Below are 26,265 nucleotides of genomic sequence, written 5' to 3'. Positions count from 1 at the left end.
AGCCGGCCCACCCGCGGTGACGCGGCTCAGCCGGCGGACGTGAGCACCGGCGCGGCCCGCTCGGCACCCCCGAGCAGGCCGCGCCGTTCCAGTTCCGGCCGAACCCCCTCGCCGAACCAGTAGGCCTCTTCCAGGTGCGGGTACCCGGACAGCACGAACTCGTCCACCCCCACCGAGTGGTACTCCTCGACCAGGTCGGCCACCTCGGCGTGGCTGCCCACCAGCGCCGTCCCCGCCCCGCCGCGCACCAACCCGATCCCGGCCCACAGCCCGGGGTGCACTTCCAGCCCGCGCACCCCCTTCGACAGGTCGCCACCGTGCAGGGCCAGCATCCGCTGCTGCCCCACGGACTGGCTCTCCCGCAACTGCGCCTGCGCCCGCGCCACCTGCCCGGGGTCCAGCGCCTCCCACAGCTTCTCGGCCTCGCGCCACGCCTCCGCCGACGTGTCCCGCGTGATGGTGTGCAGCCGGATGCCGAACCTGATCGGCCGGTCGCCGGCGAGTTCCCGCACCCGCCCGATCTTCTCCGCGACCTGCGCCGGCGGCTCGCCCCACGTCAGGTACACGTCCGCCCGCCGCGCCGCGACCGGCAGCGCCGCCTCCGACGACCCGCCGAAGTAGATCGGCGGCACCGGGTCGGGCGCGGCGAGGACCGTCGCGCCGACGACCTCGTAGTGCTCGCCGTGGAAGTCGACCGGCGTCCCCGACCACACCGCCCGCACCACGTGCAGGAACTCGTCGGTGCGCGCGTACCGCTGGTCGTGGTCGAGCCAGTCGCCGAACCGCTGCTGCTCCACCGCGTCCCCGCCGGTGACGACGTTGAGCAGCAGCCGGCCGCCGGAGATCCGCTGGTAGGTGGCGGCCATCTGCGCGGCCAGCGTCGGCGAGACCAGGCCCGGCCGGAACGCCACCAGGAACTTCAGCCGCCGGGTGCGGGAGAGCAGCGCGGCCGTGGTGAGCCAGGCGTCCTCGCACCACGTGCCGGTCGGCGTGAGCACGCCCTCGAACCCGTTGCGCTCGGCCGCCACCGCGACCTGCTCCAGGTAGTCGATCTCCGCGTCCCGGGGCGCCGGTCCGCCCTGGGTCTTGTTGGCGTGGAAGCGCTCGACGACGGTCCGGCCGTCGCCGGACGTGGGCAGGAACCAGTGCAGGACCACCGACACGACGAACCTCCCGGCGAGACAACGGAAAACCCGAGTTTTCGGCGTCCCACCGGGAGGCGTCAACGACTCCCGAATGCTGACAAACGTTCTGTCTGCGAGCGATCAGACCAGGTCAGGCGAGCATGTCGTGGCGCACGATCGTCTGGTCGCGGCCCGGTCCCACGCCGATCGCCGAGATGCGGGCGCCGGAGATGGACTCCAGGTGCTCGACGTAGGCGCGGGCGTTGGCGGGCAGCTCCTCGAACGTGCGGCAGTGGCTGATGTCCTCGAACCAGCCCGGCAGCTCCTCGTACACCGGCACGGCGTGGTGCACGTCGGTCTGCGTCATCGGCATCTCGTCGACGCGCTCGCCGTCGATCGTGTAGCCCACGCACACCGGCACCTTGTCCAGGCCGGACAGCACGTCCAGCTTGGTCAGGAAGTAGTCGGTGATGCCGTTGACGCGCGAGGCGTAGCGGGCGATCACGGCGTCGAACCAGCCGGTGCGCCGCGAACGGCCGGTGGTGACGCCGAACTCGCCGCCGGTCTTGCGCAGGTGCTCGCCCATCTCGTCGTTCAGCTCGGTCGGGAACGGACCCGAGCCCACGCGGGTGGTGTAGGCCTTGAGGATGCCGATCACGGTGGTGATCCGAGTCGGGCCGATGCCCGAGCCCGCGCTGGCGCCGCCCGAGGTCGGGTTGGACGACGTGACGAACGGGTAGGTGCCGTGGTCGACGTCGAGCAGGGTGCCCTGCGAGCCCTCCAGCAGCACCGTCTCGCCGCGCTCCAGCGCGTTGTTGAGCAGCAGGCGGGTGTCGGCGATGCGGTCGGTGAACTTCGCGCCGTGCTCCAGCACCGCGTCCACGACCTGCTCGGGGTCCAGCGCCTTGCGGTTGTAGACCTTGACCAGCACCTGGTTCTTGAAGTCCAGGGCGGCCTCGACCTTCTGCCGCAGGATCTTCTCGTCCAGCAGGTCCTGCGCGCGCACGCCGACGCGGGCGATCTTGTCCTGGTAGCACGGGCCGATGCCGCGGCCGGTGGTGCCGATCTTGGCCTTGCCCAGGTACCGCTCGGTGACCTTATCGATGGCCACGTGGTAGGGCATGATCAGGTGCGCGTCGGCGGAGACCAGCAGGCGCGAGGTGTCGACGCCCTGGCGCTCCAGGCCGTCCAGCTCCTCCAGCAGCACGCCGGGGTCCACCACGACGCCGTTGCCGATGACGCTGGTCACACCCGGCGTGAGGATGCCGGAGGGGATCAGGTGCAGGGCGAACTTCTTGCCGTCGGGCAGCACGACGGTGTGACCGGCGTTGTTGCCACCCTGGTAGCGGACGACCCACTGGACCCGTTCGCCGAGCAGGTCGGTCGCCTTGCCCTTGCCCTCATCGCCCCACTGGGCGCCGATCAGCACTACGGCCGGCATGTGAAACTCCAAGCGGTTCGACGGGTCAAGAGCGTGACGGACCAGCCGTCACTTGCCGGTGGTTGAGGGTAGACCAGGAGATGAACGTGCGCGGAATCGTGTTGGCCTGCGGAAACTCGCAGTCGCCAATGATCACTGACGGTGACCGTTTCGAGGTGCGACACGTGGGTGCGCGCCCCGGAAAGGCCGAGGTGGACCCGGTTCTGGCCGAATTGGGTGACCGACGTCTCATCGTCCACGGGACGGACGCGGACCTCAACGCGGTCGTCCTGCGCCTGCTGCGCACCGAGCGGCTGGCCGAGGTGCCGGTGGGGTACGTCCCGGTCTCGCCGTCCTCCGGGGTGGCCCGGCTGTGGCACCTGCCGACCGACCCGGGCCGCGCACTGGACCTGGCGCTGTCGGGTGACGCCGATCGCGTGTCACTCGTCCGGGACGACGTCGGCGGCGTCCTGGTCGGCCTCGGCTCGCTGGGACCGGTGCGGGGCGTGGGCTACGCCGACGACACCGTCGTGCTGCGCGGTCAGGCGAGCCGGATCGAGGTCACGCCGGACAACGAACTCGGGCTCGTGGTGCACGTGACCCACAAGCGCCTCTTCACCAAGAAGGTCGTCACGACGCCGAGTCGGGCTTTCCAACTCGGGTGCCTGCCCGTGCAGGTGAACCTCGACGGGATCGCCCACCCGCGCCCGATGAACAAGTGGACCTGGTACCGCCACACGGAGGATCTTCGTCTCGTGCGCGGAGTGCAGTAACAAAGGGTTTTCCCTTAAGCCACAAGGGTGTCACTCGAAGGCATTGTGACGGCCGGATAATTAGCCCAAGGTAATTCCGACAGCTTCCAACTAGGAAGGTCGGAATTATGTCAACGGTCAACAAAGCCGCGCGATTCTCGATCCCCCTGCTCCTGGCTGGTGCACTCACCCTCGGCCTGACCGCCCCCGCCCAGGCCACTCCGCCCGACATCCCCAGCGCCGCCACCGCCTCCGCCGAACTGGCGGCGCTGACCGTCGCGTCCGAGGGCTCCACGACCGGCTACTCACGCGACCTGTTCCCGCACTGGACCACCATCTCGGGCACCTGCAACACCCGCGAGACGGTCCTCAAGCGCGACGGCTCGTCGGTCGTGACGGACTCGAGCTGCGCCGCCGTCTCGGGCCGCTGGTACAGCCCCTACGACGGCGCCACCTGGACCGTCGCGTCCGACGTGGACATCGACCACATCGTGCCGCTGGCGGAGGCGTGGCGGTCGGGCGCGTCGTCGTGGACCACGTCCCGCCGGCAGTCCTTCGCCAACGACCTGTCCGGCCCGCAGCTGATCGCGGTGACCGACAACGTCAACCAGTCCAAGGGCGACCAGGACCCGGCCCTGTGGAAGCCGCCGCTGACGTCGTACTGGTGCACGTACGCGAAGATGTGGGTACACACCAAGTACCGGTGGGGCCTCAAGGTGAACTCCGCCGAGAAGACCGCGTTGCAATCGATGCTCGGAAGGTGCTGATGGCCGACTACTCGTCCCCTTTCGTGGCGGGACCGGGCGGTGTGATGACCGACGAGGTCGGCGTCATCACCGGCGAGTTGGAATTGCGCACCACCTTTGCGAACGGGGTGGTGCGCGCCAAGGTCCGCTATGAAGGCGCAGACGAGTGGTACGCCATCACCGGCGCTTCCTGCCGCGTGGCCGACCAACGCGACCACGCGGCGATCCACCAAGTCCTGCTGGGCGTCCTGAACCGCCCGTTGGGCTGAGGACGAGGTGCCGGGAAACCATTCGGATTCCCGGCACCTTCTCGGGCCGTCATCGCCTCTCGCAGGTCGCTTCCGCGGGTCGCTTCCGCGGGTCGGTTCCGGGGTCAGCTTTCGGTCTTGCGGGTGAGCGGGGGCAAGGACTCCGCCGCCTCCGCCCGGGTCAACCCGGTCGCCTGCAACAGGTCCACGGCCACCGACCGGACCTGCGCCAGCACCACCTTGGTGGAGAACCCCTCCCCGCCCAACTGCCGCGCCGTCGCCACGGCCGCCGCGTCGCGCACCGCCGCGCGTGCCCGCCGGGGTTCCTCGCCGCGCGCCAACTCGGCCCTCAGCACCTCCACGGCGGAGGCGTACTGGCGCAGGACGTCCGGCAGCACCGCGGGCATCTTCTCGTTGTCCCGCAAGGCGGCCAGCGCCCTTCTCGCCAGGACCCTGGTGTTGCGCAGCGCGTAGTCCACCGGTGCGGCCACCGCTGTGTAGCGCGCCAGGTCGCCTCGGCTGCGCCAGCGGATCGGGGCGATGGTCGCGATCTCGCCGCCGGTCTGGAGGGCGGTCCGGAAGTCGTCCACCGCGTCCTGGCTGCCGCGGAGCCGGGCGAGCACCCCGGCGGCTTGGACGGCGTCCCCGTCGGCCACGGCGTCCGCGACCCCGCGCAACGCCGTCGCCAGTTCGCCGAAGACGGCCTTCGACTGCCGGTGGGCGACGGTCAGCGGGTTGGCCGGCAGCAGCGCCGCCACCGCCAACCCGACCAGGCCGCCGACCAGGGCGTCCACCATGCGGTCCAGGCCGCCGCCGGCGCTGGGCGGCAGGAGCGTGGCCACCAGCACCGCCGACGACCCGGACTGCAACGCGATCACCGCGCCGCCGTCGAGCAGCACGGCGGTGGACATGGCCAGGGCCACGACCAGCGCGATCTGCCACGGGCCGGAGCCGATCACGGAGATCAGGACGTCACCGACGCCGACCCCGACCGACACGCCCACGACCAACTCCACGACCCGCCGCAGCCGCTGCCCGAGCGACACACCCAGGCACACGACCGCGGCGATGGGCGCGAAGAAGGGGTGCGCGTGCCCGACCACGGAAGTCGCGACGAACCAGGAGAGCCCGGCGGCCAACGCAGCCTGCACGATCGGCAAGGCAGTCCCCTGCCACCGCTTCAACCGCCGAACCAACTCCACCCGCACCCGCCCGCCACCGGCACCAGCCGCCCCGCCGGCAGCAGCCGCAGCACCAGCCGCACCGCCAGCCGAGCTACCACCGCCGCCGGCAGCAGCCGCGGCACCAGCCACACCGCCGGCCGAGCCACCACCGCCGCCGGCAGCAGCCGCAGCACCACCACCGCCGGCCGAGCCACCGCCGGCAGCCACGCCAGCACCAGCGGACCGATCGCCCGCCGCACGATCGTTTGCGGCACGATCGCCCGCCGCACGACCGTTCGCGCCGCGATCACTCGCCGCACGATCACTCGCCGCACGATCACTCGCCGCACGATCACTCGCGGCACGATCGTTTGCAGCGCGATCGTTTGCAGCGCGATCACCAACAGTGCCCTCGCGAACGGTCTGGTCGCCTCGCGAACTATCGTGTGCGGAACGATCGTTCGCGGGGTGATCGTTCGCGGCACGAGCGCCGACGGTGCCATCGTGAGCGGTCCGGTCAGCCCGTGAACGATCGTCGGCGGAACGATCGTCAGGAGAACGATCGTTCGCTGGGTGATCGTTGGCGGCGTGATCGTCGGTGGCGTGGTCGTTGGGGTCACCCGCGCGGGAGTCCTCCACGCGTTCGGCCCGTCGTCAGGACAGGCCGAGGGCGGCCGGGGCGGCCGGGTCGCTGTCGGCCAGGAACTTCTTGCAGCGCTCGTACTCCTCCGTCTCGCCGATCTCGTCGGCCGCACGCGCCAGCGCCGCCAGCGCCCGCAGGAAGCCCTGGTTGGCGCGGTGCGACCACGGGACCGGGCCGAAGCCCTTCCAGCCGGCGCGGCGCAGCTGGTCCAGGCCGCGGTGGTAGCCGGTGCGGGCGAAGGCGTAGCCCGCGATGGGGTCGCCGGTCTGCAACGCCCGTTCGGCGAGCAGTGCCCACGCCTCGCTGAAGTCGGGGTAGGCGCGGACGATCTTGGCCGGGTCGGTGCCCGCCTCGGCGGCGGCCTGCGCCTCCGGTCGGTCGGGCAGCAGCGTCGGGTCGGGACCGAGCAGGTTCTCCATGCGCTCAGGATAGGAATACGCGGGCCACGGCAGCGACCAGTGCCAGCACGAGCGCCGACACGACGACCCCGGCGACGACCTTCTTGCCCATCCCACCACTCCTCGGGCTCTCAGCGATCTCTCAGGCACGCACTGTCCCGCGTTGGTCCGACCAGATCAACGGCGGTCACCCGTTCGCATCAACGTCACCCCGAAAGTGCTGGTCGCCACCACCCCTTAGGGGACAAATCGGTAAAGACCAGGGTGGACCCGGCTTCCCGACCGTCCACCTGAGACGCATCATGTTCGGGTGAAAACGGGGGTTGTCGAACGCGTCGCGCGGTTCCGCGACCAGTACTGGGAGCGGGGCGAGCCGGGTCGCCGGACCCCTCCGGCGCTGGCCGCCGGTCTCTACCGGCTCTGGCTGCTGGGACTGCTGCTCAAACTCATCGGGTCGTCCTGGGACGTCGCCTGGCACTTCAAGTGGCTGCGCGACGAGCTGGCCCCGCCGCACATGATCAACACCGTGGGCACGGTGATCGTGGTCGGCCTGACGATCTTCCACACCTACACCGGCTACGGCGCCGACAAGACCGCGCTGCGCCTGATGCAGTGGGGCACCGGGATCTTCCTGATCGCCCTGCCGATCGACCTGATCAACCACCGGATCAACGGCCTGGACATCACCTCCTGGAGCGGCTCGCACGCCCTGCTCTACCTGGGCACGGCGATCATGCTCGCGGGCGCGCTGCGCGGGTTCGCCCAGCACGCCGAACCGTCCCGGTGGCGCCTGTTCGGGCTGACCGCCCTGTGGTTCTTCTTCCTGGAGAACATGTGGTTCCCCAACCAGCACCAGGAGTACGGGGTGCTGGAGATCGCGTCGTGGGACCGCGGCGACCCGTACGCGGAGCCGATCCTGCTCCAGTTCGCCGCCGACCAGATCGGGCGGCCGGTGGACCGCGAGTCGATCGTACAGTTCTCGCTGCCCATCGCGGACTGGGTGTACCCGGTGTGGGGCTTGGTCACCGCCGCGTTGGTGCTGGTCGTGGCGCGCCGCAGCATCGGCCGCCGGTGGGCCGCGACGGCCGTGGCCGCCGGGTACGTCGCCTACCGGTGCCTGATCTGGCCGCTGCTGGCCGGCATGGACTTCCCGCTGTCGGCGGTGCCGCTGTTCCTCGTGCTGGTCGGCTTCGCGGTGGACGCCGCGCACCTGGGCCGCGTGCCCGAGCCGGTCGCGGCGGTGCTCGGCGCGGCGGCGGTGACCGGCCTGGGCTACGGCGGGATCTGGGCTCAGCAGCAGGTCGACGCCGCGCCGCCCATCCTGTTCGGGTCCGCCGCGGTGACGTTCGTGCTGCTCGCGGTGCTGTGGACGGCCGCGGGGCCGGCGGCCCGCAAGATCGGGGTGGGGCTGCCCCCACTGCGGTCCCGGGTGGCTGCCTGATTCTGCGCGCGTCGGAATCCCCCCAGGATCGGGTGTGTCACCGATCTTGGGGGGATTCCTCGCATGAGTGGACGTTTCCGCCGCCCGCTGGCCGCAGTCCTGGCCGCGGCGCTGGCGCTGACCCTGGTCACGACGACCGCCACCGCCGCACCCGCGCAGTCCGACGTCCACGGCGCGGCACAGCGCCTGGTCGACGCGGGTGCACCGGGTGTCGCGGTGCGCGTCGACGACGGCCGGCGCACCACCGAACTGGTCCGCCAGAACACCTGGTCCCGCCGCGACCACCGGCTCCGCCTGGGCGACGAGTACAAGTTCGCCTCCAACACCAAGGTCGTCACCGGCGTACTGGTCCTCCAGCAGGTGCACGAAGGCCGCCTGGGCCTGGACGACCCCGCCAACCGGTGGCTGCCGCAGATCCCGGACGGCATCACCGTCCGGATGCTGCTCAACCAGACCAGCGGCCTCTTCGACTTCCTCAACGACCCGCGCCTGACTCCCCTGCTGCTGGGACGCGAGTCGAAGCGCTGGTCGCCGCGGGACCTGCTGGCCGTGGCGTTCGAGCACCCGCCGCTGTTCGCGCCCGGTGAGCGCTGGAACTACAGCAACACCAACTACATCTCGCTCGGGATCATCCTCGAAGCCGTGTCCGGCCAGAGCTACGCCGACCTGGTCCGGCAGCGGATCATCGAGCCGCTCGGTATGGCGCACACCTACCTCAGCGACGGCGAAGGCTTCCGCGGCCGGCACGCCCACGGCTACGAGCCCGACGCCGAGCACCTGGGCCCGCTGCTGCCGCCCGGCACGCCCGTGGGCGACGGTTTCGCCGGTCCCCAGCTGCACGACCACGTGAACACCGAGGGCATGGACCTGAGCGCCGCGTGGGCCGCCGGCGGCCTGGTGTCCACGGCGCAGGAGTGGCCGAAGTTCCTGCGCGCCCTGTTCGGCGGCGACCTGCTGCCCGCGCACCTGCTGGACGAGATGAAGCAGGCCGTGCCGCAGGGCAACGGCGACGGCTACGGCCTGGGCCTGATGGAGATCAACACCCCGTGCGGCACGGTGTGGGGCCACTCGGGCGGCTTCCCGGGCTACCGCAGCCACAACTACGTGGACGCGACCGGCACCCGGACCGTCACCGTGCTCGCCACCACGATGTTCAAGCTCTACGCCCCCGAGGCCGCAGCCGCGCAGGAGGACGTGGTCAACGCGGCCGTCTGCCGCATGTACGGCCGCTGACGTGCGCGAACGGCCCCTCCCGACAGCGTCTGGAGGGGCCGTTCGGCGGTGGAAGACTCAGCCGGCGATCATGCGGCCGGAGGACTTCAGGTGCTCGCACGCCTGCGCGATGCGGGCGGCCATGCCCTGCTCGGCGGCCTTCAGGTAGGAACGCGGGTCGTAGGCCTTCTTGTTGCCCACCTCGCCGTCCACCTTCAGGACACCGTCGTAGTTGGCGAACATGTGCCCGACGATCGGACGGGTGAACGCGTACTGCGTGTCCGTGTCGATGTTCATCTTGATGACGCCGTAGGACACCGCCTCGTGGATCTCCTCCAGCAGCGAGCCCGAGCCGCCGTGGAAGACCAGGTCGAACGGCTTCGAGCCGGCCGGCAGGCCCAGCTTCTCGGCCACGACCTCCTGGCCCTGCTTGAGGATCTCCGGGCGCAGCTTCACGTTGCCCGGCTTGTACACGCCGTGCACGTTGCCGAACGTCGCCGCCACCAGGTAGCGGCCCTTCTCACCGGCGCCGAGGGCGTCCACCGTCTTCAGGTAGTCCTCGGGGGTGGTGTAGAGCTTCTCGTTGATCTCGGCGACGACGCCGTCCTCCTCGCCGCCGACGACGCCCACCTCGATCTCGAGGATGATCTTCGCCTTGGCCGCCAGGTCGAGCAGCTCGGTCGCGATCTTGAGGTTCTCGTCCAGCGGCACCGCCGAGCCGTCCCACATGTGGGACTGGAACAGCGGGTTCAGGCCGCGGTCGACGCGCTCCTGGCTGATGGCGACCAGCGGGCGGACGTAGCCGTCCAGCTTGTCCTTCGGGCAGTGGTCGGTGTGCAGCGCGATGTTCACCGGGTACTTCTCGGCGACGACGTGCGCGAACTCCGCGAGCGCCACCGCGCCGGTGACCATGTCCTTCACCTTGGTGCCCGAGGCGAACTCGGCGCCGCCGGTCGAGACCTGGATGATCCCGTCGCTTTCGGCCTCCGCGAAGCCGCGCAGCGCCGCGTTGAGCGTCTCGGACGAGGTGACGTTGATGGCGGGGTAGGCGAACTCGTTCGCCTTGGCCCGATCAAGCATCTCGACGTAGACCTCGGGGGTTGCGATGGGCATCGGTGGTCCTCCTCGGGTGCCCGGAACGCGGTGTCGAGGGCATCCTACGGCCACGGCCCGACGGGAGAAGTCGATCACCGGCATAGTGGAGTCATGGCGATCGCACGGTGGAACGGCGAGATCATCGCCGAGAGTGACGACACGGAGATGGTGGAGGGGAACCACTACTTCCCCCTGGAGTCGGTGCACGCCCAGTACCTCAGGCCATCGGACACCACTTCGGTGTGTCCGTGGAAGGGCACCGCGAACTACTACAACCTGCACGTGAACGGCAAGGACAACCCGGACGCGGTCTGGTACTACGCCGAACCGAAGGAAGCGGCGGCCGGCATCAAGGGCCGCGTCGCCTTCTGGCGGGGCGTCGAGGTGACCGACTAGCCGCGGCTCGACGGGCTCGGCTCGACGGCTCTAGGGGCTCGGCTCCACGGGCTCGGTCTCGGGGTTCCACGGCTCGCGGGCCGGCGGGTTCCGCGGGGCTCCGGTTCCCAGCTCCTAGGGCCGCAGGTGTGCTCGCAGTTTCCGCAGGCCGGATGCCGTCGCCTCTCGGTTCTGCGGGGGTCGGCGGGCCTTGCCTCGCGGCGCTAGGCGGCGGGCTGCGCCCCCGGTTTCCATTGTCCCACGAGGTACCGACAATTCCGGCTGAGCGCCCCCTGGGGATCATTCTCCCAGGGGGCGCCGACATTTCACCCGGTCGGGATCACCCGGCCAGGGCGGCGGCCAGGTCGGTGAAGGCCGGGGAGGTGTCCTTGTTGTCGCCGAACAACTGCACCGAGACGTGGTCCGCGCCGGCGTCCAGGTGGGCGCGGAGGCGGGTGGCGATGCGGTCGGCTGGGCCCCACGCCACCAGGGCGTCTACCAGGCGGTCGCTGCCGCCGTTGCGGAGGTCGTCTTCGGTGAAGCCGGTGCGGAGCCAGTTGTTGGTGTAGTTCTCCAGCTCCAGGTACAGCGCCAGGCCTCGGCGGGCCTCCTCGCGGGCCCTGGTCGGGTCCTCTTCCAGCACGACGTGCTGCTCGGGGGCCAGCACGGTCCCCTCGCCGATGGTCTCGCGGGCCTGTGCGGTGTACTCCGGCGTGACCAGGTACGGGTGGGCGACGCTGGTTCGGGCGGCGGCCAGGCGCAGGACGCGTGGGCCGAGGGCGGCCAGGGCCAGGCGGTCGCGGGGGACGTCCAGTTCGTCGAGGTAGTGGACCAGTTTCTGGTACGGGCTGTGGTACACCTCACCGTTGATCTCCCGGTGCCCCGCGCCCACGCCGACCAGGAAGCGGTCGGTCCAGGCCAGGTCGCGGTAGCTCGTGTTGACCACGTCCGCCGAGGTCGTCCAGACGTTGAGGATGCCGGTCGCGACGACGAGCCGGTCGGTCGCGCCCAGCAACTCCTTCACCAGGGTGAGCACGCCGCCGTCCGGCGCCCCGCCCAGCCACAACGTGCCGAACCCCAGTTCTTCGAGCCGGGCGGCGGCCTCGGCGCGGCCCTCCCAGCCGGTGTAGTGGCTCCAGACCCCGTAGCGCCCCAGCTCCACCGTCATTTCGACTCCTCTCGAAGATTCCGACCAGGGACAACCGACGCGTCCCACGATTTAGTCCTCGCTGTGAGATTCGCCGTGGACCGGACGGGACCGGCTAGGTTCGCGGCATGACGAACTTGGGAACCAGCGACCTCGACGTGTCCCGCCTCGCCCTCGGCGGCAACGTGTTCGGGTGGACCGCGGACGAGGAGGCGTCCTTCGCGGTGCTCGACGCGTACACGGCCGCCGGCGGCAACTTCGTGGACACCGCGGACGTGTACTCGGCCTGGGCGCCGGGCCACTCCGGCGGCGAGTCGGAGACGGTCGTGGGCCGGTGGCTGAAGTCGCGCGGCAACCGCGACGCCGTGGTCGTGGCGACGAAGGTCGGCATGTTGACCGGCTTGGACGACCTGAAGGCCGACACCATCAAGACCGCGGCGGAGGCCTCGCTGCGCCGGCTCGGCGTCGACCACATCGACCTCTACTACGCCCACCAGGACGACCCGGACACCCCGCAGGAGGAGACGCTGGCCGCGTTCGACGCGCTGGTCCGCGCCGGCAAGGTCCGGCACATCGCGGCGTCGAACTTCACCGCCGACCGGCTGACCTCGGCGGTGGAGTTGTCCGAGCGGGAGGGCCTGGCGCGGTACGTGGCGCTCCAGCAGCACTACAACCTGGTCGAGCGGTCCTACGAGGGCGAGCTGTCGGCGGCCGTCGAGGCGGCGGGTCTGGCGACGGCGCCGTACTGGGGCCTGGCGAAGGGCTTCCTGACCGGCAAGTACCGGCCGGGCGTCGAGGTGGACAGCGTCCGCGCCGCCGCCGCGTCGAAGTACCTGGACGAGCGCGGGCTGCGCGTCCTGGCCGCCCTGGACGAGGTCGCGGCGGCCCACGACACGACCGTGGCGGCGGTGGCCCTGGCCTGGCTGGCGGCGCAGCCCACGGTGACCGCGCCGATCGCCAGCGCCCGGACCGTCGAGCAGCTCGCCGACCTCCTGCCGGCCCTGGAGCTGGAGCTGAAGGCCGACGAGGTCGAGCGGCTGACGGCGGCGAGCGCCTGAGAATCCACTTAACTCTCCAGTAGCTTACTGGCGGTAAGTTGCGTTACGGTGACCTCCGGAGAACCCGTTCGAGGAGGTCACCGTGGACGTTGCGGGCAAGGTTGTCCTGATCACCGGCGCGGCTCGGGGCATCGGCGCGGAGGTGGCCCGGCGGCTCGCCGCCAAGGGCGCCCGGGTCGCGCTGGTCGGCCTGGAGGGCGACCAGCTCCGCCAGGTCGCCGAGCAGTGCGACGGCCGGGCGTGGGAGGCCGACGTCACCGACTGGCAGGCCCTGGAGACCGCCGTGAACGGCGTGGTCGAGCACTTCGGCGGCATCGACGTGGTCGTGGCCAACGCCGGCATCGCCGCCACCGGGTTCATCCGCTCGATGGACCCCGCCGCGTTCGAGCGCGTGATCGAGGTCAACCTGCTGGGCGTGTGGCGGACCGTCCGCACGGCCCTGCCGCACCTGATCGCCAGCCGGGGCTACTGCCTGGTCGTGTCGTCGCTCGCGGCGATCGTCCACATCCCCGGCAACGCCGCCTACTCCGCCGCCAAGGCGGGTTGCGAGGCCTTCGCCGACAGCCTCCGCGCCGAGGTCCGCCACCTGGGCGTGGACGTCGGCGTCGCGTACTTCTCGTGGATCTCCACCGACATGGTGAACAGCGCCGACCAGCACCCGGTCTTCGGCCCGATGCGCAGCGGCATGCCGGGCTTGGCGGGCAAGAAGTACCCGGTCTCCGACGTGGGCAAGGCGGTGGTCCGGGGCATCGAGAAGCGCGCCAAGGCGGTCCACGTCCCAGGCTGGGTCGGCGGTCTGAAGATCTTCCGGGCCTTCACGCCCAAGGTGGTGGACCAGCAGGCCGCGCGCCAGGTGCCCGCCGCCGACCGGGAGATGGCCGCGAACGACCTGTCCGGCCTGGTCGGACCCGGTGGTCAGGCGGCGGGCACGCGCAAGCCGGCCCAGGGCGCGCCGAAGAAGCGCTAGCCGGGCCGGGCGCTGGAGCGCTAGTCGTTCAGCCAGGTGCCCATCAACGGCAGCCACTCGTGCACGCGCGTCTCGGCGACCACGCCGGCGGGCGTGTACGGGTCGGCCGCCAGCACCTCCTTGAGCTCGGCCTCGTCCTCGACCTCGTAGACCAGGATCGCGCCCGACTGGTCCGCGTACGGGCCCGAGACCAGCAGCTTGCCCTGCTCGACCAGCGTGCCCAGGTACTCCCGGTGCGCCGGGCGGACGGCCAATCGCGCCTCCTGATCCTCCCCGAACACCAACTCGACCGCGAACCGAGCCACCCCGCACCTCCACGAAGAACGTCAACGCCGGCACCGAAGCTACCCCCGCACCGGGTACCGTCTTTTCCGTGGTCGGTTCGGAACACACCAACAGCGGCATCGTGCGCGTGCAGGACACGCTGACGAACCTGCGCATCCAGGACGGCGTCGCTCCCGCGCCGACCGGTCCCCTCACGCTGGAGGACCTGTACCGGCAGCACCGCATGAGGCTGGTCCGGCTGGCCCTGCTGCTGGTCGACGAGCCGTCCACCGCCGAGGACGTGGTGCAGGAGGCGTTCACCGGGCTGCACCGCAACTGGTCCCGGCTGCGGGACGCGCAGGCCGCCGTCGGCTACCTGCGGACCGCCGTGGTGAACGGCTCGCGCAGCGTCCTGCGCCGCCGCAAGACCGCCCGCGACTACACCCCGCCGCACGTGGCCAACGCCCGGTCGGCGGAGAGCCTGGCCATGCTGACCGCCGAGCACCAGGCCGTGGTGAAGGCGCTGTCCCAACTGCCGCCGCGCCAGCGCGAGGTGCTCGTGCTGCGGTACTACGGCGACCTCTCGGAGGCCGAGATCGCCGAGGCCACCGGCATCTCCAAGGGCACCGTGAAGAGCACCGCGAGCCGTGCGCTGGACGCCCTCCAGAAGATCATGGGCACCGCCTGACCTTCCGCCACCGGCACACCGAACCATGCTGCCCTGCGACCTGGAAAGCGCTTACCAACGACCGTCCCGAACCGTGGGAGGGGTCGGGTGCGCGGCGCGTCCGGATGTGTACCGGGAGGGGCAATCAGGCACTTGGTATAGACCAATGGCGGCTCGATGCCGCACTATCGGTCCTCGTGGCACGCACAAGACACGTGATAGCCGTCGACGTCGGCGGCACCGAGACCAAGGCCGCCCTGGTGGCGGGCACCGTCGCCGACGTGCGCGCGGTGCGGCAGCGGCGGCGGGCGACGACCCGGGACGCCGAGGCCGTGGTCGACGATGTGGCCGCCCTGGTGGAGGAGCTGCGTGCCGGCGACGGCGACGTCGAGGCCGTCGGTCTCGTCGTGCCCGGCGTCGTGGACGAGAAGAACGGCATCGGGGTCTACTCCGCGAACCTCGGCTGGCAGGAATACCCGTTCGTCAAGCAGGTCGAGGCCCGCACCGGCCTGCGCACCGCGTTCGGGCACGACGTGCGCGCGGGAGGGCTCGCCGAACTCCGCATCGGCAACGCCCAGGGCCTGCGCGACGCCGTGATCATGCCCATCGGCACCGGCATCGCCGCCGCGCTCGTGCTGGACGGCCGGGTCTACCGGGGCGACGGCAGCGTCGGCGAGGTCGGCCACGTCGACGTCGGTCACGGCGACCCGTGCGGGTGCGGCCAGACCGGCTGCGTCGAGGCCCGCGCGTCCTCCGCCGCGATCGCCCGCCGCTACACCGAGCGCTCCGGCCGCCCGGTCGCCGGCGCCGCCGAGGTGGCGGCGCTGGTCCGAGCGGGCGAGGCCGACGCGGTGGCCGTGTGGCACGAGGCGGTGGACGCTCTGGCACGGGGCATCCTGCTGGTGGCGGCACTGCTGGGTCCGGAGGCGGTGGTCCTGGGCGGCGGTCTCGCGCTCGCGGGGCCGCTGCTGGTGGACCCGCTGCGGGACCGGCTGGACGGCTTGATCACCTTCCAGCGGCGTCCGGAACTGCGGCTGGCGGCGTTGGGCGACGAGGCGGGCTGCCTCGGTGCCGCGCTGCTGGCCATCGACATGCTGGAGGAGACATGAGCACGTGGGGTGGACCGGTGGACGTGACCCTGACCGGCGGTCGGGTCGTCACGCCCGACGGGGTGCTCGACCGGGGTTGGGTCGCCGTGCGCGACGGCCGCATCGCCGCCGTCGGTGACGGCGCGGCGCCGGAGGGACCGACCGCGGACCTGGGCGGCGCCTGGCTGGTGCCGGGGTTCGTGGACATCCACTGCCACGGCGGTGGCGGCGAGGCGTTCACCAGCGCCGACCCGGACCGGGTGCGCAAGGCCGCCGCCGCGCACCGCAGGCACGGCACGACGACCATGCTCGCGAGCCTGGTCTCCCGGCCCATCCCGGAGCTGGCCGACCAGGTCAAAGCGCTGGCCGAACTGGTGGACGACGGTGTCGTGGCCGGCATCCACCTCGAAGGCCCGTTCCTGTCCGCCGCCCGCTGCGGCGCGCACGACCCCGCCATCCTGTGCCCGCCGGACGCCGCCTCCGTGGACGCGCTGCTCAAGGCCGGCCGGGGCACCGTCCGCATGGTGACCGTGGCCCCCGAGCTGGAGCACGGTGTCGACGCGGTCCGCCGCCTCGTCGACCACGGCGTCCTCGCCGCCATCGGGCACACGGACGCGACCGAAGCCCAGATCCGGCCCGCTGTGGAGGCCGGAGCGAGCGTCGCGACCCACCTGTTCAACGGCATGCGCCCGCTGCACCACCGCGAACCCGGCCCGATCGGGGCGCTGCTGGACGACGAGCGGGTGACCGTGGAGCTGATCTGCGACCTGGTGCACCTGCACCCGACCGCCGTCCGGCTGGCCGCACGGCACGCCGGGGTCGGGCGAACCGTGCTGGTCACGGACGCGATCGCGGCGGCGGGCGTGGGCGACGGCGTGTACGACGTGGGCGGGCTGGAGGTCCGGGTCGTGGACGGCGTGCCGACGCTCGCGGGCGGCGCCTCGCTGGCCGGCAGCACGCTCACGATGGACACGGCGTTCCGCAACGCCGTCCAGTCATGCGGGCTGACCGTCCAGGAGGCCGTCCACGCGACCGCCACCCGCCCCGCGCAGCTGCTCGGCATCGAGGCCGGCGAGATCCGCGCGGGCCTCGCGGCCGACCTGGTCGTGCTCGACGCGGAGCTCCGCCCGCGCGAGGTGATGGCCCGGGGCGAGTGGGTCAAGGACTGACCCCTGGCCGATACTGACCCCATGCCCGACGAGCACGAACGCCTGGTGGCCGACGCCCTCCGGGCGCAGGTCGCCGGCACCGGGAGCAGCCTCCCCACCCCGTCGCCCGGCCCGGCGCGCCCGGCGCTCGGCGCGGGGTGGGTGCTGCTGCTCGCCGTGCTGTTGGGCCTGGCCGCCGGCACGGTCGTGGCGGTTATCACGCTCCGCTGAGCCTGTACCGTGGTCCGCGTGACGGTCGCGCTCACCACCACCACCCTCGCCCTCGGCCCGGACTGGCTCGACCCGGAGATCCTGCTCAAGGGACTCGGGCCGTACATGCTGGTCGGCCTGTGCTTCATCATCTTCGCCGAGTGCGGGTTGCTGGTCGGCTTCTTCCTGCCCGGCGACTCGCTGCTGTTCACGGCGGGCCTGTTCGTGGCGAGCGGCCTGCTGGACTACCCGCTGTGGCTGGTGTGCCTGCTGCTGACGGCGTGCGCGATGCTCGGCAACGTCGTGGGCTACTGGATCGGCCACCGCGCGGGACCGGCGTTGTTCAACAAGCCGGAGTCCAAGATCTTCAAGAAGGAGTACGTCGACAAGACGCACGAGTTCTTCGAGAAGTACGGGGCGCGCGCGATCGTCCTGGCGAGGTTCGTGCCGATCGTCCGCACCTTCATCACCGCGATGGCCGGCGTGGGCCGCATGGATGCGCGGAAGTACTTCACGTACTCGTTCATCGGCGGCGTGGCGTGGGCGGCCGGCCTGACCGTGCTGGGGTACTTCCTGGGCCAGATCGCGTTCGTGCGCGACAACCTCGAGATGGTCCTGCTGCTGATCGTCTTCCTCTCGATCGTCCCGATCATCATCGAGGTCATCAAGGCCCGCCGCGAGAAGAAGTCCCTGCCGGTGCAGGAGGCGGACGACATCACCCAGCAGTTCGACCGCGCCGACGACGCCACCCAGCAGTTCAAGCGCATCGACTGAGCGGTAACGGGTGTCGACCTCCCCTCGACGGGTCGCGGGGAGATGTCGTACGGGTCGCCGTCGGTGGACTCGGCAGTGAGCACGCCGGGTGCTTCGCCATTCCGGTAGCCACGCCGGGGCGGGTGCCGACATAATCGCCCCACGGGCACCAGGGGGGTGCCTGAAGTCATTGGGGGGCAAGGGAAATGAGTCTTCTTCGGCGTGCCCTGGGCACGCTCGTCGCCGTGACCGCGGCGCTCACCGCGGTCGCCGCGCCGGCGTCGGCGGAACCGGCGGCGCCGCTGGTGTCGTCGGCCGTGTACACCGAGAACGCGCGGTACCCGGGGGTCGGCGGTGAGTTCGTGCCGGGGGTGTTCTCGTTCGACGCCAACGGGTTCGCGGACATCGTGGAGTTCCGGTACGCCGCCTACCGGGTCAGCGGGTCGGTGGCGGCGGACGCGGACGGGAAGGCCAGTGCCGTCATCACGCCGGGGTGGCCCGGCGAGCTGGACCTGAAGGTCTACAGCGTGAACCGCGACGGTGTGGCGTCGGCCGTGCGCACGTACAAGACGCACGTGGCCTACACGGGCCCCGACACCGAGGTCACGCCGTGGTCCGCGCTCGTCGGGACGCCGCGCACCGCCGAGTTCGCGCCGCGATGGAACCACCTCGGGCCGATCGTCCGCTACACCTACCGCGTCAACGGCGGCGAGCCGGTGACGGTCGACGCGGGCGCGGACGGCCGGGCGAGCGTGACCATCGGGTCGGACCTGGTGGGTCGCAACGAGGTCCGGGTCTTCGGGGTCACCGCGGACGGCACCCGGACCGCCGAGCACCTGCGCAGCTACGAGGCGGTGCCGGGCTACGCGTACGCGCACAGCTCCGACTACCCGTACGAGACCGAGGCGGGCGGCGTGGGCGTGACCGGCGTGTTCGAGCTGTACAGCTCGGTGCCCGAGACCGTCGCCTTCGAGTACCGGTTCGAGGACGAGCTGCGCTCCATCACCGCCGAAGCGCCCGGCACCGCGGTCCTCGAACTGACCCCGACCCGCGCCGGCCGCACGGAACTGCTGGTGCGGGCCGTGCGGGCGGACGGGGTGGGGTCGAACTGGTACAGCTACCGGTTCGCCGTGGCTAGCTGAACATCGAGCCCGGGTTGAACAGGTTCTCCGGGTCCAGCGCGCGTTTGATCTCGCGGTGGACCCGGAGACCCACCGGGCCGATCTCCTTCGCCAGCCACTCCCGCTTGATCTTGCCGATGCCGTGCTCGCCGGTCACCGTGCCGCCCAGCGCGAGCCCGACCGCCAGGATCTCGTCGAACGCCCGGCGCGCCCGCGCGAACTCGTCCTCGGACGTGGGGTCGTAGACGATCGTCGGGTGCATGTTGCCGTCGCCGGCGTGCCCGACGACGGCGATCCGCAGCCCCAGCTCCGCGCCGATCCGCTCGCACCCGGCGATCAGGTCGGCGATCCTGGTGCGCGGCACGCAGACGTCGTCGGTCAGCCACGCGCCGTAGGCCTCCAGCGCGTTCAGCACGGCCCGGCGGGCGGCGAGCAGGTCGCGGCCCTCGCCGAGGTCGTCGGTGACGTAGGTGAGGTCCGCGCCGGAGTCGCGGCACACCTGCTCGATGACGGCCAGGTCGCGCCGCGCCGCCTCGCCGCCCGCGTCGGACTGGCAGATCAGCAGGGCTTCGTCGGCGTTCAGGTCGGTCTTGAGGTACTGCTCGACGGCCCGGATGGACGTCCGGTCCATGATCTCCATCAGCGACGGGACCACGCCTTCCCGCACCACGCGGGCCACGGCGACACCCGCGTCGGCGGTCCGGCTGAACGCGGCCACCAGCGTGGACGGGGCCTGTGGCAGCGGGCGCAGGGCCAGGGTGGCCTTGGTGATCACGCCCAGCGTGCCCTCGCTGCCGATGAACAGCTTGGTCAGGTCGTACCCGGCGACGCCCTTGACCGTGCGGCGGCCGGTCCGCAGCAGTTCGCCGTCGGCCAAGACCACCTCCAGCCCGAGGACGGAGTCGGTGGTCACGCCGTACTTCACGCAGCACAGCCCGCCCGCGTTGGTGGACAGGTTGCCACCGATCGTGCACCAGTCGTAGCTGGACGGGTCCGGCGGGTAGAACAACCCGTGTTTCTCCACCGCACCCCGCAGGTCGAGGTTCACCACCCCGGGCTCGACGACGGCCAGCCGGTTGTCCGGGTCGATCTCGACGATCCGGTTCATCCGCGTTGTGACGAGCACCACACAACCCTCGATGGCGTTGGCCGCCCCGGACAGCCCGCTGCCCGCCCCGCGCGGCACGATCGGCGTCCGGTGCGCGGCGCACGCCCGGACCACCTCCTGCACCTGCCCGGCGTCGGTCGGCAGGACCACAGCCAGCGGACGACCGTGCGGGGCCAGCGGCATCATGTCCCGCCGGTACGCGTCCGTGACATCGGGATCGGTGAGCACGGCGGCCGGTCCGACAGCCTCGCGCAGCCTGGTGAGCAGGGCGTCCATGCCTTCACGCTAGCGCCGGGACCCCAGGTTTTCGGCAACCGTTAGTCCGGAGTCGCCCTGTTGGTGCCGGCGCGCCACGTAGGCTGGCCCCCGTGGTGTTGTCCGCAACGTCCGAAGTACTCGCGTTCGCCCCGTTGGAGACCGCAGGCCCGTTGGCCGTGTGGCTCATCACCTTGAGCTTCGTCTTCTTCGAGTGCGCGTTCATCTTCGGCCTCTTCCTGCCCGGCGATTCGCTGCTGTTCGCGGCCGGCGTGGTGCTCGCGCAGCACGACGGCGAGCTGAGCGCGTGGCTGCTGTCGCTCGCCGCGATGATCGTCGCCGTCGTCGGCAACCAGATCGGGTACTACATCGGCCGGCACACGGGCACGCGCCTGTTGGCCCGCCGAGGCGGCCGGGTCCTGAACAAGGAGAACCTGGCCAAGGCCCGCGACTTCCTGGACCGACGCGGCTTCTGGGCCATCGTGCTGGCCCGCTGGATCCCGTGGGTGCGCACCCTGGCCCCGATGATCGCCGGCGCGGCCCGCATGGACCCCCGCCGGTTCATGCTGGCGACCACGATCGGCGCGCTGGCCTGGGTGCCGACCCTGGTGCTGGCCGGCTACTACGGCGCGGGCCTGCTCACGGCGGTGCCGTGGCTCCAGACGGCGGCCGTCATCGTCAGCGTGGCCTTCTTCGTCGTCGGCACCGCCTACGGCCTGTTCCGCTACCGGCAGGAGATGCGCAAGCCGGTCGAGGAAGAGGTCGGCGCCCAGCAGCAGTAGGTCACAGGACCTCGGCGATGAGCAGGTCCGCGGCCGACTGCGAGGCGTTGACCATCAGGGCGTTGACGTGGTCGGTGCCGTTGAGCACGCGTTCCCGGGCGTCCTCCACCGAGCGCCCGTACCGGACGTGGCGGTCGATCAGGCGGGCCACCCGCAGGTCCTCGTCGATCATGAGGAACCACGCCTCGTCCAGCACCACGCGGACACGCTTCCACTTGTCGTACTGCATGAGCAGGTAGTTGCCCTCCGTCACCACGAGGGGCACCTCCGGGGGCACCGGCACCGCGCACGCCACCGGCTCCTCGATCTCCCGCCGGAACTCCGGGGCGTAGACGACGTCGGGTCCGCACGCCTTGAGCCGGCCCAGCAGGTCGACGTAGCCGGGGATGTCGAAGGTGTCCGGCGCGCCCTTCCGGTCGGCGATGCCCAGCCGGTCCAGCTCCTTCTGGGCCAGGTGGAAGCCGTCCATCTCCACCAGGGCCGCCGACGGGCCGAGGGCGTCCACCAGGCGGCGGGCCAGGGTGGACTTGCCCGAACCGGGGGCGCCGCCGATGCCCAGCAGCCGCCGCTCGCCCGGTTCCGCCAGCCGCCGCGCCCGGTCGACCAGGTCGTCGAACCTCACCCGCTGTCCCGCCACCGCTCCAGCTCCTCAACCCAGTCCCACGCGGTGTTGCGCACGCGCACCGCCGCGACCGCGTTCGCCCACCGCACGGCGTCCTCCACCGGGAGGCCCCGGGCCACCGCGACCGCCAACGCACCGTGCCACACGTCGCCGGCGCCGTTGGTGTCGCGCACGGGCACGGCGGGCACCGGCACCGCACCGGTCGCGCCGTCCCGGGACCAGGTGACCGGTTCGGGACCGCGGGTGCGGATCACCAGCGGCACGCCGCGGGCGTGCACCTCGGGCTCGGACAGCTCGAAGGCGGCCGAGCACGCGGCGACGTCGACGAGGGGCAGCAGGTCGTCGAGCACAGGTTTCCAGCTCCCCGCGTCCAACACCACAGGCACGCCCGCGCGTCTCGCCAGGCGGGCCACGGCCAGCGCCACCGGGCCGAGGTGACCGTCCACCAGCACCACGTCGCAGCCGGCCAGGTCCACTTCGGCCTCCAGCGCGAACCCGGAGGCGTTGCGGGACACGACGGTCCGCTCACCGTCCCGTTCGCGCACGACCACCATGCTCAGCGCCGGACCGCCCGGCCCGACCGAGCGCACCTCGACACCGCGCAGCATCCCGCGCACCAGCGGCCCCAACTCGCCGTCCAGCGAGGTCAGCAGCACGGCCCGGTGGCCCAGCGCCGCCACCGCGCGGGCCGCATTGGCCGCCGGACCGCCGGGCGCCAGGTGCACCCCGAGGGACTGCACCTTCTCGCCCGGCGCGGGGAACTCCGCGACCAGCTGAGACACGTCCAGGGTCGTCAGCCCGACACACAGGACGGCTGCCACGACGTGCACCTCCGAGCCGGTATCGTCCCCCGCAATCGCTTGCGCACGGCCGACGGGGGACGGGTACATGGTCACCATGAAGGAGGTCGCCGCGCTGGCCGGCGTCTCCATCACCACGGTCTCACACGTGATCAACGAGACCAGGCCGGTGGCCGCGAGCACGCGGGAACGGGTGCTCAAGGCGATCGAGGAGACCGGGTACACCGGTGACGCGATCGCCCGCTCCCTGGTCACCGGCGGCACGAAGTCGCTGGGCCTCGCGGTGTCGCTGGTGTCGCACCCCTACTTCGCGGAGCTGATCGCGGCCATCGAGAACGAGGCCACGCAGTCCGGGTACTCGCTGGTCCTGATCGACACCCGCGAGTCGGCCGAGTCGGAGCAGGCGGCGGTGCGGATGCTGCGGTCGCGCCGGGTGGACGGGGTGCTGCTCACGCCCACGTCGGGCTCGGCGGCGCTGCCCGAGCTGCGCCGGCTGGGCGTGCCGACGGTGCTGGTGGACCGGTTGTCGCTGGCCCAGGACACCGACCAGGTCGGCCCGGAGAACGTGCAGGCCACCTCCACCCTCGTGCGGCACCTGGCCGACCTCGGGCACCGGCGGATCGGGCTGGTCACCGGCGCGCCGGGCGTGCCGACCACGGACGAGCGCGTCCTGGGCTACCGGCTGGGCCTGGGCCGGGCGGGGCTCAAGTGGGACGAGGAGCTGGTGGCGCAGTCGCTGGAACCGCTGCTGGGGAAGGTGTCCGGGCTGGTCGTGAGCGACCACCAGGTGCTGATGGCGGTGCTCGGCGCGGCGCGGGCGCACGGCGTGCGGATCGGGACCGACCTGGCGCTGGTCACCTACGGCGAGGTGGAGTGGGCCGAGCTGGTGGACCCGCCGCTGACCACGATGGCGCAGCCGGTGGAGGAGATCGGGCGCACGGCGGTGCGGCTGCTGCTGTCCCGCATCGCCGACCCCGAGCGCGCGCCCGAGACGATCCGGCTGGCGCCCGCTCTGAAACACCGCCAATCCTGCGGTTGTCACTAGTAGCGTGGGGCTCGTGCTGGTACCCGGCCTGGTTTCGGTGACCTTCCGCGCGCTCCCCGTTCCCGAGGTGGTGGACCTGGCGCGGTCGTGCGGTCTGTGGGCCGTCGAGTGGGGCGGGGACGTGCACGTGCCGCTGCACGACCTGCCGGCCGCGCGGGACGCCCGGGACCGGTGCGCGGACGCCGGGCTGAGCGTGTCGGCCTACGGGTCGTACTACCGGGCGGGCGTGACCGATCTCGACGAGTGGCCGCGGGTGCTGGCGACGGCGGCGGAACTGGGTGCGCCGCGGGTCCGGGTGTGGGCCGGGGACACCGGTTCCGCGCAGACCTCCCCGGAGCAACGCGCGCGGGTGGTGGGCGCGATCCGGGACGCGGCGGTGCGCGCGGAGGACTACGGCATCCGGATCGCCGTGGAGCACCACCGGAACACGCTGACCGACACGCTGGAGTCGGCGACCCGGCTGTACGCGGAGGTCGGGCACGGTTCCGTCGTGCCGTACTGGCAGCCGCGCGGCGGGCAGGACGTGCCGAGCGCGGTGGAGGAGGTGCGGACGCTGCTGCCGCGCCTGACGACGGCGCACGTGTTCTCGTGGGGTCCGGGCGGTGGCACGGACCGGCTTCCCCTTGCGGCGCGGGAAGACCTGTGGCGGCCGGTGCTGGGCGAACTGGCGCGCGACGGCGTGGACCGGCACGTGCTGCTGGAGTTCGTGGCCGACGACTCGCCCGCGCGGTTCCGCGAGGACGCGGCCGTGCTGCTGGGGTGGATCAGCGCCGTGGCGGCGTGAGGTCGTTGCGCTCCAACAGGGCCGCGGCCTCCAGCGTCATCCAGCCGCCGAGTTGGACCGACAGGTCGCGCTCGGCGCTCGCCCGGGTCGGCTCGCCCGCCTGTTCCGTCCACTGAGGACCGAACAGCGGACCGCTGACGGCGCTGTTCCGGTTGCCCCACAACGCTTCCGCCGAGGTGAACACGAGGTCCGCCGCCTTGGCCGCCTCGGGCCGGTCCAGTCGCAGCGCGGCCTGGGCGAGGTAGCGGGCCAGGATGCCGGTGAACAGACCGCCGTCACCGCCGCCGTGGCCGCGCAGGACGCCGTCGTCGGCGAGGTGCTTGTCCACGGCCGAGATGATCCGGGCGGCGCGGTCCTTGTACTGCGTGGAGCCGAGTTCGACGCACGCGCCGAGGACCACGCCCTGGCAGTAGGTGTAGAGGTTGCGCTCGACCTCGCGGACCGTGCCGTCGGGGTTGACGTGCAGGCCGTCGAAGAACAGGCCGGTTTCCTCGTCCCGCAGCGACTCCTCGATCCAGTCCACAATGGACCGTGCCCGGCCGCCCTTCTCGCCGAGCCGGGCAAAGAAGATCGCGGCGGGACCGTTCGCGGGGACGTTCTTGAAGTCGTCGTTGCGCTTCCACCAGATCCCGCCGCCGCCGTGGTCGGTCCAGCCCTCGCGGAGGCGTTGCGCGATGGTGGCGATGACGTCGGGTTTGTCGACTCCGGCCCGGGCGGCGCGCTGGAGGGCGAGGCCGAGCCAGGCGATGTCGTCGTAGTAGTCGTTGGTCCAGCCGAGGAGGTTGCGCACGCGGATGCCGCGGACGAGCCGGCGGATGAGCTTGAGCCGGGCTTCGCGCGGGGAGCGCAGTTGGGCGTCGAGGACGCAGTCGAGCAGGTGCGCCTGCCACCAGTAGCCGAAGCGGACGTGCAGGCGGGCGGACCAGTCCACCGGCCAGGCGACCGAGCCGAGGGCGGTGCCCGGGAGCCCCCAGACGCGGCGCAGGTGCCGCGACTCGACGGCCCGTTCGGCCACGCCCGCGCGGGCGGCGAGGAGCTTCGGCGTCGTCACGGATCAAGCTTCCCGACTTGACCGGTCAAGAAGCGCGGCGGAAGAGCTCCCAGTGGTACAGCGCCATCGCGACACTGGTCGTCAGGTTGTAGCTGGACACCTTCGGGCGCATCGGCAACGACACGATCCGGTCAGCCCGCACACGCACAGCATCCGACAACCCGTGCCGCTCGGACCCGAAGGCGAGGACGGCGTCGTCCGGGATGCGCGCGTCACGCAGATCCTCCCCGTCCGCGTCAAAGGCGATGACCTCACCCGCGATGTCGTCCACATCGTCCAACCGCAACACCGGCAACGCGAAGTGCAACCCCGCACTCCCACGCAACACGTTCGGGTGCCACGGATCAACGTCGCCGATAGACACGACACCCCCGGCCCCCAACCCGGCCGCCACCCGGATCACGGCCCCGAAGTTCCCGAGGTTCCGCGGGTTGTCCAAGAACACCAGCGGCGCTCTCCGCTCCCCGATCCCCACCTCGGGCCGTTCGACGATCCCCCCAACCCCGGTCGGGTGACTCTTCCCGATCACCCGAACGAACTCGTCCGCCCCCACCTCGACGGCCCGCTCCCCGAACCAGTCGACAAGGTCAGGCGCATGCGACCGCGCGAACGCCACAGCCACATCCCGATCCCGCACGACCACGGTCTCCACGACAGCCCCAAACCGAACCGCGTGCTTGACCGCGTGAAACCCCTCGAGAACCACCTTCACCGCACCATCATGACGAGCCCTGCCCCCCGACCCGGCAGGGCATACGTCTACTTGTCGGTGTCACCG

General features: G+C 71.6%; 30 protein-coding genes. 17 read left to right on the top strand and 13 right to left on the bottom strand.

The features are described from left to right. Positions 1–26: 26 nt before the first annotated feature. Both WBN91_RS07560 and WBN91_RS07555 read right to left on the bottom strand, forming a co-directional pair. Positions 27–1,163, bottom strand: coding sequence for an LLM class flavin-dependent oxidoreductase (locus WBN91_RS07560; RefSeq protein ID WP_337724696.1), 1,137 nt, complete (start codon positions 1,161–1,163; stop codon positions 27–29). A gap of 112 nt (positions 1,164–1,275) precedes the next feature. Next, complete coding sequence (locus WBN91_RS07555) at positions 1,276–2,565, bottom strand: adenylosuccinate synthase (protein ID WP_337724697.1); 1,290 nt, start codon at positions 2,563–2,565, stop codon at positions 1,276–1,278. Positions 2,566–2,645: 80 nt separating this feature from the next. Here WBN91_RS07555 and WBN91_RS07550 point away from each other — a divergent pair, with 80 nt between their 5' ends. The 3 genes from WBN91_RS07550 (at position 2,646) to WBN91_RS07540 (ending at position 4,311) form a co-directional block, all read left to right on the top strand. Next, positions 2,646–3,317, top strand: a complete 672-nt coding sequence (locus WBN91_RS07550) for a hypothetical protein (RefSeq protein WP_443217674.1) — start codon at positions 2,646–2,648, stop codon at positions 3,315–3,317. A 107-nt stretch (positions 3,318–3,424) separates the two neighbouring features. After that, positions 3,425–4,063, top strand: a complete 639-nt coding sequence (locus WBN91_RS07545; RefSeq protein ID WP_337724699.1) for an HNH endonuclease family protein — start codon at positions 3,425–3,427, stop codon at positions 4,061–4,063. After that, positions 4,063–4,311 carry a hypothetical protein gene (locus WBN91_RS07540; protein ID WP_337724700.1) on the top strand — a complete coding sequence of 83 codons (249 nt, stop codon included), beginning with the start codon at positions 4,063–4,065 and terminating at the stop codon, positions 4,309–4,311. Before WBN91_RS07545 ends, WBN91_RS07540 begins: the two co-directional genes overlap by 1 nt. Before the next feature lie 104 nt (positions 4,312–4,415). On the opposite strand, the gene WBN91_RS07535 is transcribed toward WBN91_RS07540, so the two are convergent. From WBN91_RS07535 to WBN91_RS07525, 3 genes are all read right to left on the bottom strand, one after another. Next, positions 4,416–5,441 (bottom strand): FUSC family protein, encoded by a 1,026-nt coding sequence (locus WBN91_RS07535; protein ID WP_337724701.1) that lies wholly within the window; start codon positions 5,439–5,441, stop codon positions 4,416–4,418. Positions 5,442–5,470: 29 nt separating this feature from the next. Next, the gene (locus WBN91_RS07530; RefSeq protein WP_337724702.1) at positions 5,471–5,854 is read right to left on the bottom strand and encodes a hypothetical protein; all 384 of its coding nucleotides are present in this window, start codon (positions 5,852–5,854) and stop codon (positions 5,471–5,473) included. Between the two features lie 253 nt (positions 5,855–6,107). Beyond that, a complete protein-coding gene (locus WBN91_RS07525) occupies positions 6,108–6,515 on the bottom strand; it encodes a DUF3151 domain-containing protein (protein ID WP_121224264.1) in 408 nt (135 codons plus the stop codon). Between the two features lie 289 nt (positions 6,516–6,804). Between WBN91_RS07525 and WBN91_RS07520 the strand changes: the two genes are divergently transcribed. Beyond that, complete coding sequence (locus WBN91_RS07520) at positions 6,805–7,935, top strand: hypothetical protein (RefSeq protein ID WP_337724703.1); 1,131 nt, start codon at positions 6,805–6,807, stop codon at positions 7,933–7,935. A gap of 63 nt (positions 7,936–7,998) precedes the next feature. Beyond that, positions 7,999–9,168 carry a serine hydrolase domain-containing protein gene (locus WBN91_RS07515; protein WP_337724704.1) on the top strand — a complete coding sequence of 390 codons (1,170 nt, stop codon included), beginning with the start codon at positions 7,999–8,001 and terminating at the stop codon, positions 9,166–9,168. A 57-nt stretch (positions 9,169–9,225) separates the two neighbouring features. Here WBN91_RS07515 and fbaA read toward each other — a convergent pair whose 3' ends face one another. Beyond that, entirely contained in the window at positions 9,226–10,260 is a 1,035-nt protein-coding gene (gene fbaA, locus WBN91_RS07510) for a class II fructose-bisphosphate aldolase (RefSeq protein ID WP_337724705.1), read from the bottom strand. 93 nt (positions 10,261–10,353) lie between these two features. Here fbaA and WBN91_RS07505 point away from each other — a divergent pair, with 93 nt between their 5' ends. Next, a complete protein-coding gene (locus WBN91_RS07505) occupies positions 10,354–10,638 on the top strand; it encodes a DUF427 domain-containing protein (protein WP_337724706.1) in 285 nt (94 codons plus the stop codon). A 319-nt stretch (positions 10,639–10,957) separates the two neighbouring features. Here WBN91_RS07505 and WBN91_RS07500 read toward each other — a convergent pair whose 3' ends face one another. After that, a complete protein-coding gene (locus tag WBN91_RS07500; protein WP_337724707.1) occupies positions 10,958–11,785 on the bottom strand; it encodes an LLM class F420-dependent oxidoreductase in 828 nt (275 codons plus the stop codon). A 107-nt stretch (positions 11,786–11,892) separates the two neighbouring features. Here WBN91_RS07500 and WBN91_RS07495 point away from each other — a divergent pair, with 107 nt between their 5' ends. Together WBN91_RS07495 and WBN91_RS07490 are read left to right on the top strand one after the other, a co-directional pair. Beyond that, positions 11,893–12,822, top strand: a complete 930-nt coding sequence (locus tag WBN91_RS07495) for an aldo/keto reductase (protein WP_337724708.1) — start codon at positions 11,893–11,895, stop codon at positions 12,820–12,822. Positions 12,823–12,904: 82 nt separating this feature from the next. Continuing rightward, positions 12,905–13,789 (top strand): SDR family oxidoreductase, encoded by an 885-nt coding sequence (locus WBN91_RS07490; RefSeq protein ID WP_337724709.1) that lies wholly within the window; start codon positions 12,905–12,907, stop codon positions 13,787–13,789. A 20-nt stretch (positions 13,790–13,809) separates the two neighbouring features. On the opposite strand, the gene WBN91_RS07485 is transcribed toward WBN91_RS07490, so the two are convergent. Then, positions 13,810–14,094 carry a YciI family protein gene (locus WBN91_RS07485; protein ID WP_337724710.1) on the bottom strand — a complete coding sequence of 95 codons (285 nt, stop codon included), beginning with the start codon at positions 14,092–14,094 and terminating at the stop codon, positions 13,810–13,812. Positions 14,095–14,162: 68 nt separating this feature from the next. Here WBN91_RS07485 and WBN91_RS07480 point away from each other — a divergent pair, with 68 nt between their 5' ends. The 6 genes from WBN91_RS07480 (at position 14,163) to WBN91_RS07455 (ending at position 19,061) form a co-directional block, all read left to right on the top strand. After that, entirely contained in the window at positions 14,163–14,741 is a 579-nt protein-coding gene (locus WBN91_RS07480) for a SigE family RNA polymerase sigma factor (protein WP_337724711.1), read from the top strand. 194 nt (positions 14,742–14,935) lie between these two features. Continuing rightward, positions 14,936–15,829, top strand: a complete 894-nt coding sequence (locus WBN91_RS07475; RefSeq protein WP_337724751.1) for an ROK family protein — start codon at positions 14,936–14,938, stop codon at positions 15,827–15,829. Next, a complete protein-coding gene (gene nagA / locus WBN91_RS07470) occupies positions 15,826–16,977 on the top strand; it encodes an N-acetylglucosamine-6-phosphate deacetylase (RefSeq protein WP_337724712.1) in 1,152 nt (383 codons plus the stop codon). Before WBN91_RS07475 ends, nagA begins: the two co-directional genes overlap by 4 nt. Before the next feature lie 21 nt (positions 16,978–16,998). After that, positions 16,999–17,187, top strand: a complete 189-nt coding sequence (locus tag WBN91_RS07465; protein ID WP_337724713.1) for a hypothetical protein — start codon at positions 16,999–17,001, stop codon at positions 17,185–17,187. A 9-nt stretch (positions 17,188–17,196) separates the two neighbouring features. Next, complete coding sequence (locus WBN91_RS07460; protein ID WP_337724714.1) at positions 17,197–17,940, top strand: DedA family protein; 744 nt, start codon at positions 17,197–17,199, stop codon at positions 17,938–17,940. Between the two features lie 185 nt (positions 17,941–18,125). Continuing rightward, complete coding sequence (locus WBN91_RS07455; RefSeq protein ID WP_337724715.1) at positions 18,126–19,061, top strand: hypothetical protein; 936 nt, start codon at positions 18,126–18,128, stop codon at positions 19,059–19,061. Here the strand turns inward: WBN91_RS07455 and WBN91_RS07450 are convergent. Continuing rightward, entirely contained in the window at positions 19,054–20,424 is a 1,371-nt protein-coding gene (locus tag WBN91_RS07450) for an FAD-binding oxidoreductase (protein ID WP_337724716.1), read from the bottom strand. The genes WBN91_RS07455 and WBN91_RS07450 overlap by 8 nt on opposite strands. Before the next feature lie 92 nt (positions 20,425–20,516). Between WBN91_RS07450 and WBN91_RS07445 the strand changes: the two genes are divergently transcribed. Continuing rightward, positions 20,517–21,185: a DedA family protein gene (locus WBN91_RS07445; protein ID WP_337724717.1), complete on the top strand. Its 669-nt coding sequence runs from the start codon at positions 20,517–20,519 to the stop codon at positions 21,183–21,185. A 1-nt stretch (position 21,186) separates the two neighbouring features. Here WBN91_RS07445 and WBN91_RS07440 read toward each other — a convergent pair whose 3' ends face one another. Together WBN91_RS07440 and WBN91_RS07435 are read right to left on the bottom strand one after the other, a co-directional pair. Beyond that, positions 21,187–21,822 (bottom strand): nucleoside/nucleotide kinase family protein, encoded by a 636-nt coding sequence (locus WBN91_RS07440; RefSeq protein WP_337724718.1) that lies wholly within the window; start codon positions 21,820–21,822, stop codon positions 21,187–21,189. Continuing rightward, positions 21,804–22,628 (bottom strand): PfkB family carbohydrate kinase, encoded by an 825-nt coding sequence (locus WBN91_RS07435; protein WP_337724719.1) that lies wholly within the window; start codon positions 22,626–22,628, stop codon positions 21,804–21,806. Before WBN91_RS07435 ends, WBN91_RS07440 begins: the two co-directional genes overlap by 19 nt. A gap of 67 nt (positions 22,629–22,695) precedes the next feature. Here WBN91_RS07435 and WBN91_RS07430 point away from each other — a divergent pair, with 67 nt between their 5' ends. Then, a complete protein-coding gene (locus tag WBN91_RS07430) occupies positions 22,696–23,652 on the top strand; it encodes a LacI family DNA-binding transcriptional regulator (protein ID WP_337724720.1) in 957 nt (318 codons plus the stop codon). Between the two features lie 13 nt (positions 23,653–23,665). After that, positions 23,666–24,436, top strand: coding sequence for a sugar phosphate isomerase/epimerase family protein (locus WBN91_RS07425; RefSeq protein WP_337724721.1), 771 nt, complete (start codon positions 23,666–23,668; stop codon positions 24,434–24,436). Here WBN91_RS07425 and WBN91_RS07420 read toward each other — a convergent pair. Together WBN91_RS07420 and WBN91_RS07415 are read right to left on the bottom strand one after the other, a co-directional pair. Then, positions 24,417–25,487 (bottom strand): glycoside hydrolase family 76 protein, encoded by a 1,071-nt coding sequence (locus tag WBN91_RS07420; RefSeq protein ID WP_337724722.1) that lies wholly within the window; start codon positions 25,485–25,487, stop codon positions 24,417–24,419. The two genes, WBN91_RS07425 and WBN91_RS07420, sit on opposite strands and share 20 nt — an antisense overlap. Positions 25,488–25,512: 25 nt before the next feature. Continuing rightward, positions 25,513–26,199 (bottom strand): TrmH family RNA methyltransferase, encoded by a 687-nt coding sequence (locus WBN91_RS07415; protein ID WP_337724723.1) that lies wholly within the window; start codon positions 26,197–26,199, stop codon positions 25,513–25,515. Positions 26,200–26,265 lie beyond the last annotated feature (66 nt).

The organism is Saccharothrix sp. CCNWYY140 (genome assembly GCF_037401995.1).
Classification (GTDB): Bacteria; Actinomycetota; Actinomycetes; order Mycobacteriales; family Pseudonocardiaceae; genus Actinosynnema.
The sequence above is the reverse complement of the archived record's forward strand: the minus strand, read 5'-3'. Positions and strand labels throughout refer to the sequence as shown.